This is a genomic window from Variovorax sp. TBS-050B, from assembly GCF_029893635.1.
Classification (GTDB): Bacteria; Pseudomonadota; Gammaproteobacteria; order Burkholderiales; family Burkholderiaceae_C; genus Variovorax.
The window spans coordinates 331,793-345,292 of sequence record NZ_JARXYR010000002.1 but is presented as its reverse complement, the minus strand read 5'-3'; the positions used below and the strand labels follow the sequence as shown (position 1 = coordinate 345,292).

Genomic DNA, 13,500 nt, shown 5'->3' with positions numbered 1-13,500 from the left:
TTGCGCCCGTCTTCCTTCTCCTGCACCGCTCACCCCACGGCATGAAAACCAGAGTCCAGTTCCGCCTGCGCATCTACCGGGACGACAGCATCGCCATCGGCCCCGGCAAGATCGCCGTGCTGGAGGCGGTGGCGGAAACCGGCTCGATCTCGGCGGCCGCGCGCCAGCTCGGCATGTCGTACCGGCGCGCCTGGCTCCTGATCGACGAGATGAACAAGGCGCTCGCCTCGCCCGCGGTGAACACCGCGGCCGGCGGCACGCGCGGCGGCGGCACCGCGCTGACGCCGGTCGGCGAGGAAATCGTCAAGCACTACCGCGCGATCGAGAACGCCGCACGCCTCGCGACGGCGGCCGACGTGCGCGCGCTCACGCGGCTTCTGGCGCCCTGATCCCGCGCGCATCCTGAACCTGCCCCGCGCTGTATTCCGCGGGATATCGGCGTTGCCCAGCCATACCGAAGCCCGCCTGCCGCGGAAGGCAGCAGGTCGTTGTGCAACAATGCCGCTGTATCGCCATGAATACGACGACATCGCTCATCGCCGCGACCGACTGGTTCCCCCTGGTGCTGTCGCTCAAGGTGGCCACGGCCGCGACGCTGCTCGCGCTCGTGGCCGGCGTGGCGCTGGGCTGGGTGTTCGCGCGCAAGCGCTTTCCGGGACGGACGGTGCTCGAGGCGGTGTTCATGCTGCCGCTGGTGCTGCCGCCGACCGTGATCGGCTATGCGATCCTGGTCGCCGCCGGGCGCCGCAGCCCGCTCGGCCACTGGCTGCGCACGCACTTCGACTACACGCTCATCTTCAGCTGGCACGGCGCGGTGGTGGCCTCGGCCGTGGTGGCGCTGCCGCTGGTGCTCAAGTCGGCCAGCGCCGCCTTCGCGAGCGTGGACCGCGCGCTGGAGGACGCCGCCAGCACGCTGCGCCAGTCGCCGTTCTCGGTGTTCCTGCGCGTCACCCTGCCGCTGGCCTGGCCCGGCATCCTGGCCGGCACGCTGCTCGCGTTCGCGCGCGCCATGGGCGAGTTCGGCGCCTCGCTGATGGTGGCGGGCTCCATCCCGGGCCAGACGCAGACGCTCTCGATGGCGATCTACGACGCGGTGCAGGCCGGGCATGACGACCTGGCGCTGCTGCTGGTGGCCGTGACCTCGCTGCTGTCGATCACGGTGCTGGTGCTGTCGAACCGCTTCTTCTCGCTGCGCTGAGCCCGATTCATCACGACTGGAAACCTGCATGCGCCCGCTGCTTGTCTCGCTTCTTGCCCTGGCGTTCGCGCTGCCCCTGGGCGCTTCCGCGCAGCAGATCACGGTCTCCGCCGCTGCCAGCCTGACGGATGCCTTCAAGGAACTCGGGCCGCGGTTCGAGGCCGCGCGCCCGGGCGCCACGGTGCGCTTCAACTTCGCGGCCTCGGGCGTGCTGCTGCAGCAGATCGCGCAGGGCGCGCCGGTGGACGTGTTCGCGAGTGCCGACCAGGAGACGATGAACCGCGGCGCCGAGCAGAAGCTGGTCGACGTCGCCACGCGCCGCGACTTCGCCGCCAACAGCCTCGTGCTGGTCGAGCCGGCGCAGGAGGCGCTGGGCCTGAAGAGCCTGCAGGACCTGGCCGGCGCCCGCGTCCGGCGGATCGCGATCGGCAAGGTCGCGACCGTGCCGGTGGGCCGCTACACGCGCCAGGTGCTCGACAACGCCGGCCTCTGGACCGCGCTCGAACCCAGGTTCGTGCAGGCCGACAGCGTGCGGCAGGTGCTCGACTACGTGAGCCGCGGCGAGGTCGAGGCCGGTTTCGTCTACCGCACCGACGCGGCCGCGGCCGGCGACAAGGTGAGGGTCGCCTTCACGCCCACGGGGCATGCGCCGGTGACCTACCCCGTCGCGGTGGTGGCCGACAGCCGGCAGAAGGCGCTGGCCGCCGAGTTCGTGCAGTTCCTCTTCACGCCACCCGCGCAGGCAGTGCTCGCGCGCCACGGCTTCGCACGGCCATGATCGACGTCGACCTGCAGCTCACGGTCACCGACGGCGCGCGCCGGTTCGACCTGGCGGCGCGCTTCGCGACCGACGTGCCCTTCGCCGCACTCTACGGACCATCGGGCGCGGGCAAGACGCTCACGCTGCAGGCCATCGCGGGGCTCTTGCGCCCCTCGTCCGGGCATGTGCGCATCGACGGCCGCACGCTCTACGATGCGGCGCGCGGCATCGACGTGCCGGCCCCGGCGCGGCGCGTCGGCTACCTGTTCCAGGACTACGCGCTGTTTCCGCATCTGTCGGTGCGCGAGAACGTCGCCTTCGGCCTGACCGCCTGGCACCGGCGCCGCCTGCCGGCCCGGGACGCCGAGCGGGTGCAGGCGCTGCTCGACGGCTTCGGCCTCGCGGCGCTCGCCGACAGCCGGCCGGCCAAGCTCTCGGGCGGCCAGCGGCAGCGCGTCGCGCTCGCGCGCGCGCTGGCCTGCGAGCCGCAGCTGCTGCTGCTCGACGAGCCCTTTGCGGCGCTCAATCCGATGCTGCGCAGCGAGCTGCGCTACGAACTCGCGCAAGTGCGCAGGCAGTGGGGCATTCCGGTGCTGATGATCACGCACGACATCGACGACGTGCTGGCCCTGGCCGACGTCGCCTTCGTCTACGACCAGGGGCAGGTCGTGCGCGAAATCGACCTGCACAGCGCCGAAAGCCGCGACCTGGCGCTGCGCGAAGCCGGCCGCGTCCCGGCCACCGAGGCCACGCCGCTGCAGCGCAGGCTGCGCGACCTGTTGATGCGGCAACCGGTGGGCGCTTGACCCGCAGGTCCACTTTTCTTGCCTTCTTTCGCGTCCTTCGCGCAACCTTCGCGCCCTCTGCGTTCGGCCCCCGCCTTCTCCCCATGACCCTCGAAGCGAAATCGGAATGCCGCGGCGCTACGATCGGCGGATGAATCCTTCCATCGACGTTGCCGTCGTGATGCGCCGCGAGCGCGTGAACAGCCGCTGGCAGTCCTGGCGCTGGATTCTCGAGAGCGTCGGCCCCGACCAGCCCGGCCTGGGGAATGCGCCGCGCCTGCTCGAAGCGACCGAGGACGTGCAGCGCTGGCTGCATCCGGGCTTCAAGACCGAACTGTTCCGCGACGATGCCGAGGGCTACCACCTCAACGCCACCACGCCCGCGCCGTGCTGGTTCGTGCTCTGGCGCATGGAGGAGGAGCCCACGGTGGCCGAGGAGCCCATCGCGCGGCCCGTGGTCGTGAGCCTGAGCTACAACGAGGCCGGCCGCTGGCTCGACGCGCAGGAAACGGTGGAGCAGGTGCCCGCGCCCGACGAGGTGATCGAATGGATGCGCGGCTTCGTGCAGGCGCACTACGTGATCGAGCCCAAGCGCCGCAAGCGGCCCGAGAGCTTTCGGCCGCTGGTCGACCGCTTCGGCAATGCCGCGAGCGTGAGCACCGAGAAGAAGCGCGGGCGCGGAGCCGGCGATGTCTGAGAGCTTCTTCGGCCGCTGGTCGCGGCGCAAGCAGGAGGCGCGGCAAGAAGAACAACAAGCCGCGCCGCCCGCAGATGCGCTGCCGGCGCCGCAGGACACCGAAGCGCCCGCCGCCGCTGCGGCGCTGCCGCCCGCGGACGCCGTGGCCGCATCGGCGTTGCCGGCCGACGGCGCGCCCGCCGATCCGCCGCCGCCCACGCTGGCCGATGCCGAGGCCCTCACGCCCGAATCCGACTTCCGCCCCTTCGTCGCGCGCAACGTCGCGCCCGAGGTCAAGAACACCGCCTTCAAGAAGCTCTTTGCCGATCCGCAGTTCAACGTGATGGACGGCATGGACATCTACATCGACGACTATTCCCGGTCGACGCCCATTCCGGACGGCGTGCTGCGCCAGATGGCGAGCGCCAAGTTCCTCAAGCTCTTCGCGGACGAGGAAGAAGAAAAAGAGGGCGCGCCGGACCGCCGGGACCATCCCTCGGAAGCCCCCGCGGAAACCCCGCAGGGCGCGGTACCGCCGGACGTGGCACAGTCCGAGCCTGCTCCCTCGCCGGAGACTTTCCCCAGCCAGCAGGCTGCCGACGCGCAGCCTGCAAGCCAGACGACCGATGACCACCACGCTGATCTGCGACTGCAACCAGACGATGCCGCTCGAGCCGAAGACGCTCGGCGCCGCGCTGGCTGAGCCGCTGCCCCTCCACTCCACCCTGTGCCGCCGCGAGGCGCCCGCCTTCCAGCGCGCGATCCGCTCGGGCGACGACGTCGTGGTCGCCTGCACCCAGGAGCGCCGGCTCTTCACCGAACTGGCCGCACAGACCGAGGGCGCGGTCTCGCCGATCCGCTTCGTCAACATCCGCGAGACCGGCGGCTGGAGCCGCGATGCGAAGAACGCGAGTCCCAAGATCGCCGCGCTGCTCGCGGCGGCCCATCTGCCCGAGCCCGACCCCGTGCCCACGGTGAGCTATGCGAGCCAGGGGCGCCTGCTGATCGTCGGCCCGCTCGACGAGGCCGAGAAGGCCGCGGCGCTCGTGGCCGACACGCTGCAGGTGTCGATCTTCTCCACCGGTCCCGGCGCGCGCGGCGGCAGCCAGGAACGGCGCTGGCCGGTGATGGCGGGGCGCATCGACGGCTTGCGCGGCTGGCTCGGCGCCTTCTCGCTGCGCTGGACGCGCGACAACCCGATCGACCTCGACCTGTGCACGCGCTGCAACGCCTGCCTGAGCGCCTGCCCCGAGCAGGCGATCGGCCTCGACTACCAGATCGACCTCGCGAAGTGCGGCACGCACCGCGACTGCGAACAGGCCTGCAGCGTGGCGGGCGCGATCCGCTTCGACCGCGCGAGCGAGGCGCTCGATGCCGAGTTCGACCTCGTGCTCGACCTGGGCGCCGGCGCGCTGATCGACTGGCACGCGCCGCCGCAGGGCTACTTCCACCTGCCGGGCGGACTCGCGCAGGCCGAGGGCCTGGCCACGCTGCTGCGCCTGCGCGAGCTCGTGGGCGAGTTCGAGAAGCCCAAGTTCTTCGACTACAAGCAGAAGCTCTGCGCCCACAGCCGCAACGAGGTGGTCGGCTGCAACGCCTGCGTCGAGGTCTGCTCGGCGCACGCCATCTCGAGCGACAAGGAGCGCCAGCGCATCGTCGTCGATCCGCAGCTCTGCGTGGGTTGCGGCGCCTGCACCACCGTGTGCCCGACGGGCGCGCTGGGCTACACCTACCCGCGCACCACCGACCAGGGCCGCAGGCTGCGCACCCTGGTCTCGACCTACCTCGCGGCCGGCGGCCGCGACGCCGCGCTGCTGCTGCACGGCGAGGAGGGCGGCCAGGCGCTGATCGAGGCGCTGGGGCGCGGGGCCCGGCTCGAAAGCGGCAGGCGCGACGGCCTGAACGGCGTGCCGGCCCATGTGCTGCCGGTCGCGCTCAGGCATGCCGCGAGCACCGGCATCGACCTCTGGCTCGGCGCGATCGCCTTCGGCGCCGCGCAGGTCGCGGTGCTCGTCACCGGCGAGGAGGCGCCGCCGTACGTCGATGCGCTCCGGCAGCAGATGGCGGTCGCGCAGGCGCTGCTCCACGGGCTGGGCTACACCGGCACGCATTTCCACCTGATCGAGGCGGCCACGCCCGCCGCGCTCGATGCGGCGCTGGCCGGCCTGCGCGCCACGCGCCAGCGCGTGCCCGCCACCGCCGCGCGTTTCGCCGTGGCCGCGGAGAAGCGCGGCACGCTCGAAATGACGCTCGACCACTTGATGGCGCAGGCGCCGGCCGCAACCGCCGCCGAGCCGCTCGCCGTGCCGCTGCCGGCCGGCTCGCCCTTCGGCGCGATCGCGGTCAACCGAGACAGCTGCACGCTGTGCCTCGCCTGCGTGAGCGCCTGCCCCGCGGGCGCGCTGCAGGACAACCCGAACGCGCCGCAGCTGCGCTTCATCGAGAAGAACTGCGTGCAGTGCGGTCTCTGCCAGACCACCTGCCCCGAGGATGCGATCGCGCTCGTGCCGCGGCTCCTGGTCGCGCCCGAGCGCAAGCAGCCCGTGGTGCTCAACGAGGCCAAGCCCTGGGCCTGCATCCGCTGCAGCAAGCCCTTCGGCACGCAGAAGGCCATCGAGGCGATGCTCGGCAAGCTCGCGGGCCATGCCATGTTCCAGGGCGAGGCGCTCGAGCGGCTCAAGATGTGCAGCGACTGCCGGGTGATCGACCTGTACAGCGCGCAGAACGAAATGAAGATCACGCAGCTATGAGCGAGTCCCCCTTCGCGACCTCCGCACTCGACGAGGAAATCGCGCGCGCCGAGGTCTACGGCCTGCTGGCGCGCCTCTGGTACGCCGCGCCCGACGCCGAACTGCTCGGCGCCTTCGACGTGGCCCCGACCGAGGCGCCCGCGGCCGGCGCCTTCCTCGAGGAACCCTGGCGCCAGCTGGTCGGCGCCGCGCGCGCCACCGACGCGGCCGCCGTGCACGCCGAGTACGACGCGCTCTTCGGCGGCATCGGCAAGCCCGAGGTCTATCTGTTCGGCTCGCACTACCTGAGCGGCTTCCTCCACGACAAGCCGCTCGCCCAGCTGCGCACGGATCTCGCGCGGCTCGGCCTGGCGCGCGAGGAGGCGGTCTCGGAGAGCGAGGACCACGTCGCCTGCCTGTTCGAGGTGATGCGCTATCTGATCGGCGGCGAGGATGCGGCGGTCGCCAACCTCGCGCAGCAGCAGAGCTTCTTCGCGGCGCACCTGCAGCCCTGGCTGCCGGCGATGTGCGACGCGGTCGCGCAGCATCCCAAGGCGCGTTTCTACGCGGCACTGGCCGGTTTCACGCGCGCCTTCGCCGAGGTCGAGACCCAGGGTTTCGACATGCTCGGCTAAGGTGAGCTCGATGGTCGGGAATAAGGGTCTCGACTAGTATCCATATGTATGCAAATCGGTTCATATCTGGTTTGCCCCCAGCCACTCCTGGAGATCACATGCAGGACAGCCAAGCGGTCGGCACCAAGCCGGCATCGCGTCGAGGTTTCTTTCTTGGTGCCGCCAGTGCGGGCGCCGCGGTCGCCGCGGTTTCCGTGCTGCCCAAGGTCGCACCGGCCCCCGCGGCGGTCGAAGCCGCCGCACCCGCGCTGAAGCCCGCGCCCGAGAACGGCGGCGGCTACTCGCTGAGCGAACACGTCAAGCACTACTACAGGACCGCTTCGGCCTGAAGCGGACACCACGATGCTGCTGACCAAGAAAACAACTACCGCGGGCACCGTCTCGCGGACGGGGGAACGCGAGTCTTCGGCGTTCGTTCACAGCCTGCGCCGCGGCCTCTCGGGCGCGCTGCCCACGATGGACCGGCGCGCCTTCCTGCGCCGCTCGGGGCTCGGCGTGGGCGTCGGACTGGCCGCGGGCCAGCTCACGCTGATGCGCAAGGCCGAGGCGGCCGGCGAGGCGCGGCCCACGGCCGTCGGCGCCGGCAAGGTCGAGATCCGGCGCACCGTGTGCTCGCACTGCTCGGTGGGCTGCGCCTCCGACGCCGTGGTCGAGAACGGCGTCTGGGTGCGCCAGGAGCCGGTGTTCGATTCGCCGATCAACCTCGGCGCCCACTGCGCCAAGGGCGCCGCGCTGCGCGAACACGGCCATGGCGAGTACCGCCTGCGCTATCCGATGAAGCTGGTCAACGGCAAGTACGAGCGCATCAGCTGGGACACGGCGCTCGACGAGATCACGGCCAAGCTCAAGGAGCTGCGCCAGGCCAGCGGGCCCGATTCGGTCTACTGGATCGGCTCGTCCAAGCACAGCAACGAGCAGGCGTACCTGCTGCGCAAGTTCGTGAGCTTCTGGGGCAGCAACAACTGCGACCACCAGGCCCGCATCTGCCACTCGACCACGGTGGCCGGCGTCGCGAACACATGGGGCTACGGCGCCATGACCAATTCGTACAACGACATGCGCAACGCCAAGGTCGCGCTCTACATCGGCTCCAACGCCGCCGAGGCGCACCCGGTCAGCATGCTGCACATGCTTCATGCCAAGGAGCACGGCTGCAAGATGATCGTGGTCGATCCGCGCTTCACGCGCACCGCGGCCAAGGCCGACGAGTACGTGCGCATCCGCTCGGGCTCCGACATCGCCTTCCTGTTCGGCCTGCTGCACCACATCTTCAAGAACGGCTGGGAAGACAAGGCCTACATCAACGACCGCGTCTTCGGCATGGACAAGGTGCGCGAGGAAGTGCTCGCCAAGTGGACGCCCGACAAGGTCGAGGAGGTCTGCGGCGTGAAGGAAGCGCAGATGGTCAAGGTCGCGACCTGGCTGCACGAGAACCGCCCCGGCACCATCGTCTGGTGCATGGGCCAGACGCAGCACACCATCGGCAACGCGATGGTGCGCGCCTCGTGCATCCTGCAGCTCGCGCTCGGCAACGTGGGCAAGTCGGGCGGCGGCACCAACATCTTCCGCGGCCACGACAACGTGCAGGGCGCCACCGACGTGGGGCCGAACCCCGACTCGCTGCCCGGCTACTACGGCATCGTCGAAGGCTCGTGGAAGCACTTCGCCGCCACCTGGGGCGTGGACTTCGAGTGGATCAAGGGCCGCTTCGCATCGCCCGCGATGATGAGCAAGCCCGGCATCACGGTCTCGCGCTGGATCGACGGCGTGCTCGAGAAGAACGAGCTGATCGACCAGGACTCGAACCTGCGCGGCGTGTTCTATTGGGGCCATGCGCCCAACTCGCAGACGCGCGGCCTCGAGATGAAGCGTGCGATGGACAAGCTCGACCTGCTCGTGGTGGTCGATCCCTATCCGTCCGCGACCGCGGCCATGGCCGCCATGCCCGGTAATGCCGACGACCTCAACAAGAACCGCGCGGTCTACCTGCTGCCGGCCTGCACGCAGTTCGAGACCAGCGGCTCGGTCACGGCGTCGAACCGCTCCATCCAGTGGCGCGAGAAGGTCATCGAGCCGCTGTGGGAAAGCCGCAGCGACCACATGATCATGCAGCAGTTCGCCGACCGCCTCGGCTTCGGCAAGGAACTGAGCAAGAACTTCAAGATGCAGAAGGTCAAGGGCATGGACGAGCCCGTGCCCGACGACATCCTGCGCGAGATCAACAAGACCTGCTGGGCCGTGGGCTACACCGGCCAGAGCCCCGAACGGCTGCAGGCGCACATGCGCAACATGGGCGCCTTCGATGTGCGCACGCTCAAGGTCAAGGCCGGCGTGAAGGACAAGGTCAACGGCTACGACCTCACGGGCGACTACTTCGGCCTGCCGTGGCCCTGCTACGGCACGCCCGAACTCAAGCACCCGGGCTCGCCGAACCTCTACGACACCTCCAAGCACGTGATGGACGGCGGCGGCAACTTCCGCGCCAACTTCGGCGTGGAACGCGACGGCCAGAACCTGCTCGCGGAAGACGGCTCGCATTCGCTCGGCGCCGACATCACGACCGGCTACCCCGAGCTCGACCACGTGCTGCTCAAGAAGCTCGGCTGGTGGGACGAACTCACCGAGGCCGAGAAGCCCAAGGCCGAGGGCAAGAACTGGAAGACCGACAGCTCGGGCGGCATGATCCGCGTGTTCATGAAGAACCACGGCTGCCATCCCTTCGGCAATGCCAAGGCGCGCGCGGTGGTCTGGAACTTCCCCGATGCGATTCCGCAGCACCGCGAGCCGCTTTACGGCACGCGGCCCGACCTCATGGCCAAGTACCCGTCGCACGACGACAAGATGGCCTTCTGGCGCCTGCCGACGCTCTACAAGAGCGTGCAGCAGAAGAACATCGCGGACAAGGTGGCCGAGAAGTTCCCGTACATCATGACCTCGGGCCGGCTGGTCGAGTACGAGGGCGGCGGCGAGGAAACACGCTCCAACCCCTGGCTCGCCGAGCTGCAGCAGGAGATGTTCATCGAGATCAATCCGAAGGTCGCGGCCGAGAAGGGCATCCGCAACGGCGAGCGCGCCTGGGTGCACACGCCCACGGGCGCCAAGCTCAACGTGCAGGCGCTCGTGACCGAGCGCGTCGGGCCCGACACGGTGTTCATGCCGTTCCACTTCTCGGGCCGCTGGCAGGGCGTCGACATGCTTCCCTACTACCCGGCCGGTGCGGCACCGGTGGTGCGCGGCGAGGCGATCAACACCGCCACGACCTACGGTTACGACAGCGTGACCATGATGCAAGAGACGAAGACCACGATCTGCAACGTGGAAAAGGCATAAGGAAGCACCATGGCACGAATGAAGTTTGTCTGCGACGCCGAGCGTTGCATCGAATGCAACGGCTGCGTCACCGCCTGCAAGAACGAGAACGAGGTGCCCTGGGGCGTGAACCGCCGCCGCGTGGTCACGCTCAACGACGGCGTCCCGGGCGAGAAGTCGATCTCGGTCGCCTGCATGCACTGCTCCGACGCGCCCTGCATGGCCGTGTGCCCGGTGCAGTGCTTCTACCGCACCGAAGAAGGCGTGGTGCTGCACGACAAGGACGTCTGCATCGGCTGCGGCTACTGCTCCTACGCCTGCCCCTTCGGCGCACCGCAGTTCCCCTCGCAGGGCACGTTCGGCGTGCGCGGCAAGATGGACAAGTGCACCTTCTGCGCCGGCGGCCCCGAAGCCAACGGCTCCGAGGCCGAGTTCGAGAAGTACGGCCGCAACCGGCTGGCCGAGGGCAAGCTCCCGGCCTGCGCCGAGATGTGCTCGACCAAGGCACTGCTGGCCGGCGACGGCGACGTGGTGGCCGACATCTTCCGCACCCGCGTCGTGCAGCGCGGCAAGGGCGCCGAAGTCTGGGGCTGGGGCACGGCCTACGGTTCGCAGCAGGCCGGCAAGCCGGCCAACGGAGCGCAGAAATGAAGCGGCCGCACGGATCGACCCTCGCCGTCGTGGCGCTGGCCGCGGTCTTTCTGGCGGGCTGCGGCGAGAAGCCGCAGACCAACGCGCAGGGCGTGAAGCACGATGCCGTGCCCTGGAGCGGCACCGGGACCAAGGAGAACACCGGCACCGTGTTCACCGCGCCGGGCTGGACCGTGGGCGACAAGACCGCGTGGCAGCAGCAGCTCAAGACCCGCGCCCAGAACGGCCAGAACGAATACAACAAAGAGAACTGATCGGAGAGCCCATGAAGCAAGCGCTGACCGCTCTCGTTCTCCTGGCCGCGCTCGGCACGGCCTTCGCGCAGGCGCAGCCGCCGGCGGCGCCGGGCACCACCTCCGCGCCGGCCGAACCCGGCGCGGGCGGTATCCGCGGCCAGAACATCTTCGAGGTGAAGCCCGAGGCCAGCGCCGACCCCAACTACCCGAACCAGACCAACGGCGAGCGCATGAAGGTGCAGCCGGGCAACAACGCGCCGATGTGGCGCCAGGTCGGGCAGGGCGTGACCGGCTACAGCAGCCTGCCCGCGCGCGAGGCGCCCGAGGCCGGCAACCTGATCCAGCCCGTGGTGCAGTACCCCGGCTCCCGTCTCACCACCGCGGGCGAAGCATGGCGGCAGGTGCGCAACGACTGGATCATTCCCTACGGTGCGGCGCTGCTGTTCGTCACGCTGCTGGCGCTCGCGATCTTCTATTTCACGCGCGGCACCATCCGCCTGCACGGCGCCGAGACCGGCCGCCGCATCGAGCGCTTCACGCCGTTCGAGCGGGCCGCGCACTGGTCGAACGCGATCGCCTTCGTGGTGCTCGCGATCTCCGGCATCGTGATGGCCTTCGGCCGCTTCTTCATGCTGCCCTGGATGGGCGGCACGCTGTTCGGCTGGATCACCTACGCGCTCAAGAACGTGCACAACTTCGTCGGCCCGCTGTTCGTGGTGACCACGGTGTTCATGGTCTTCACCTTCATCCGCGACAACCTGCCGCGCGCCGTCGACCTGAGATGGCTGGCGCGCTTCGGCGGCCTGTTCGGCGGCCGCGAGGTGCCCTCGCACCGCTTCAACGCCGGCGAGAAGCTGGTGTTCTGGGGCGGCGTGCTGTTCCTCGGCATCTTCATCATCGGCTCGGGGCTCTTCCTCGACAAGCTGCTGCCGGGCTTCGTCTACACGCGCGGCCAGATGCAGGTGGCGCACATGATCCACGGCGTCGCGACGATCCTGATGATGGCGGTGATCATGGGCCACATCTACATCGGCACGCTCGGCATGAGCGGCGCCTACAAGGCCATGCGCACCGGCTACGTCGACGAGACCTGGGCCCGCGAGCACCACGAGCTCTGGTACGACGACATCGCTGCGGGCAAGATCCCGCGGCAGCGATCGCATCCCCCGGGCACTGCCACCGTCCGGGCGCCGAAGCCCGCCGAAGGAACCTCCGCATGAAGACCACGCAGTCCCCGTCGCTGAAGCTCTGCGCGCTGGCGCTCGCGCTGTGCGCGCCGATGGCCTGGGCCAAGCTGCCCGCGCCCAGCCCCGAAGCCAAGGCCAAGTCGGCCGAAGCCGCGGCCAAGACCGCCTGGAGCGGCAAGGTCGATGCGTACAAGCTGTGCCAGGCGCAGGACCGCGTCGCGGCCAAGTACCGGGCGAGCGCGACGGCGGCCGGCAAGACCGTGCCCGCCGCGCCCGAGACGCCCGCCTGCAGCGACCCCGGTCCCTTCGTCTACACGCCGCTCGGCGAGCCGAAGCCGCTCGAGGTGTCGGGCGCGCATTCCCCGGCGCCCACGGCCGCCGCGCCGCCGAGCACCCAGCAGCCCGCCGCCGTCACCAACCCGACGCCGAAGGCGCAGTGACGCTGCCGCTGCCGCGCCTGACCGAGGCCCGCGCCGCGCTGACGCGCGAGATCGAGGTCGTCGACGAGCACGGCGCGCGCGGCACGGTGTCCATTCCCGCCGAGCGCGACCTCACGGTCTACGTCGACCGGCGCGAGCTCGTCACGCTGATGACGCTCGGCGCCCAGCCCGAGCTGCTGGTGCTCGGCTACCTGCTGAACCAGCGGCTGATCGCCTCGGCCGCCGACGTCGAGTCGATCACCGTCGACTGGGAGGTCGGCGCGGCCGCGGTGCGCACCCATGCCGGCATCGACCGCATCGAGGAACGCACCGCGAAGAAGGTGGTGACCACCGGCTGCGGGCAGGGCAGCGTGTTCGGCGACCTGATGGCCGACATCGGAAAGCTCAGCCTGCCGCCCACGCGCATGACGCAGGCGCAGCTCTATGCGCTCGTCAATGCGATCCGGCTTCAGGAAAGCACCTACAAGTCGGCCGGCTCGGTGCACGGCTGCGCGCTCTTCACCCTCGATGCCGACGGCACCGGCGCCACCATGCACAGCTTCGTCGAGGACGTGGGCCGCCACAACGCCATCGACACCATCGCGGGCTGGTGCGCAATGCAGCCGCCCGGCTCGCTCGCCGGCGACCGCGTGTTCTACACGACAGGCCGGCTCACGAGCGAGATGGTGATCAAGTCGGCGCAGATGGGCGTGCCGATCGTGGTCTCGCGCAGCGGCATCACGCAGATGGGCCACGAGGTGGCCGCGCGCGTCGGGCTCTGCGCCATCGGCCGCGCGACCAACCGGCATTTCGTCTGCTACGCGGGCGTCGAGCGGCTGGTGCTGCAGCCGGAACTTGCGCGGCGCACGCCTGCCTAAGTCCCCGAAAAGCCCCCGGCGCCCGCGCGTCGGCTAT

At 70.0% G+C, this 13,500-nt stretch carries 15 protein-coding genes; all 15 read left to right on the top strand.

Going from position 1 to position 13,500, the window contains the following annotated elements:
• Positions 1–41 precede the first annotated feature (41 nt).
• The 15 genes from M2165_RS04500 to M2165_RS04430 all read left to right on the top strand — a co-directional run bounded on the left by M2165_RS04500 (position 42) and on the right by M2165_RS04430 (position 13,463).
• Positions 42–389, top strand: a complete 348-nt coding sequence (locus M2165_RS04500; RefSeq protein ID WP_280813484.1) for a LysR family transcriptional regulator — start codon at positions 42–44, stop codon at positions 387–389.
• Positions 390–514: 125 nt separating this feature from the next.
• Complete coding sequence (gene modB, locus M2165_RS04495) at positions 515–1,198, top strand: molybdate ABC transporter permease subunit (RefSeq protein ID WP_280813482.1); 684 nt, start codon at positions 515–517, stop codon at positions 1,196–1,198.
• 28 nt (positions 1,199–1,226) lie between these two features.
• The gene (modA, locus tag M2165_RS04490) at positions 1,227–1,976 is read left to right on the top strand and encodes a molybdate ABC transporter substrate-binding protein (protein ID WP_280813481.1); all 750 of its coding nucleotides are present in this window, start codon (positions 1,227–1,229) and stop codon (positions 1,974–1,976) included.
• The gene (locus tag M2165_RS04485) at positions 1,973–2,764 is read left to right on the top strand and encodes an ATP-binding cassette domain-containing protein (RefSeq protein WP_280813480.1); all 792 of its coding nucleotides are present in this window, start codon (positions 1,973–1,975) and stop codon (positions 2,762–2,764) included. The genes modA and M2165_RS04485 overlap by 4 nt, the downstream gene beginning before the upstream one ends.
• 106 nt (positions 2,765–2,870) lie before the next feature.
• Entirely contained in the window at positions 2,871–3,440 is a 570-nt protein-coding gene (locus M2165_RS04480; protein ID WP_280813479.1) for a DUF3305 domain-containing protein, read from the top strand.
• Positions 3,433–4,122, top strand: coding sequence for a DUF3306 domain-containing protein (locus tag M2165_RS04475; protein ID WP_280813478.1), 690 nt, complete (start codon positions 3,433–3,435; stop codon positions 4,120–4,122). Before M2165_RS04480 ends, M2165_RS04475 begins: the two co-directional genes overlap by 8 nt.
• Entirely contained in the window at positions 4,046–6,169 is a 2,124-nt protein-coding gene (locus M2165_RS04470; protein WP_280813477.1) for a 4Fe-4S binding protein, read from the top strand. The genes M2165_RS04475 and M2165_RS04470 overlap by 77 nt, the downstream gene beginning before the upstream one ends.
• Positions 6,166–6,783, top strand: coding sequence for a molecular chaperone TorD family protein (locus M2165_RS04465; protein ID WP_280813476.1), 618 nt, complete (start codon positions 6,166–6,168; stop codon positions 6,781–6,783). The genes M2165_RS04470 and M2165_RS04465 overlap by 4 nt, the downstream gene beginning before the upstream one ends.
• Before the next feature lie 98 nt (positions 6,784–6,881).
• Positions 6,882–7,112: a formate dehydrogenase gene (locus M2165_RS04460; RefSeq protein ID WP_280813475.1), complete on the top strand. Its 231-nt coding sequence runs from the start codon at positions 6,882–6,884 to the stop codon at positions 7,110–7,112.
• Positions 7,113–7,125: 13 nt separating this feature from the next.
• Positions 7,126–10,113: a formate dehydrogenase subunit alpha gene (locus M2165_RS04455; RefSeq protein WP_280813474.1), complete on the top strand. Its 2,988-nt coding sequence runs from the start codon at positions 7,126–7,128 to the stop codon at positions 10,111–10,113.
• Positions 10,114–10,122: 9 nt separating this feature from the next.
• Positions 10,123–10,743: a formate dehydrogenase FDH3 subunit beta gene (gene fdh3B / locus M2165_RS04450; RefSeq protein ID WP_280813473.1), complete on the top strand. Its 621-nt coding sequence runs from the start codon at positions 10,123–10,125 to the stop codon at positions 10,741–10,743.
• Positions 10,740–10,997 (top strand): hypothetical protein, encoded by a 258-nt coding sequence (locus M2165_RS04445; protein WP_280813472.1) that lies wholly within the window; start codon positions 10,740–10,742, stop codon positions 10,995–10,997. The genes fdh3B and M2165_RS04445 overlap by 4 nt, the downstream gene beginning before the upstream one ends.
• An 11-nt stretch (positions 10,998–11,008) precedes the next feature.
• Positions 11,009–12,199 carry a formate dehydrogenase subunit gamma gene (locus tag M2165_RS04440; RefSeq protein ID WP_280813470.1) on the top strand — a complete coding sequence of 397 codons (1,191 nt, stop codon included), beginning with the start codon at positions 11,009–11,011 and terminating at the stop codon, positions 12,197–12,199.
• Positions 12,196–12,606 carry a hypothetical protein gene (locus tag M2165_RS04435; protein WP_280813469.1) on the top strand — a complete coding sequence of 137 codons (411 nt, stop codon included), beginning with the start codon at positions 12,196–12,198 and terminating at the stop codon, positions 12,604–12,606. Before M2165_RS04440 ends, M2165_RS04435 begins: the two co-directional genes overlap by 4 nt.
• A gap of 2 nt (positions 12,607–12,608) precedes the next feature.
• On the top strand, positions 12,609–13,463 hold the full coding sequence (locus tag M2165_RS04430; protein WP_280817468.1) for a formate dehydrogenase accessory sulfurtransferase FdhD: 855 nt from the start codon (positions 12,609–12,611) through the stop codon (positions 13,461–13,463).
• Positions 13,464–13,500 lie beyond the last annotated feature (37 nt).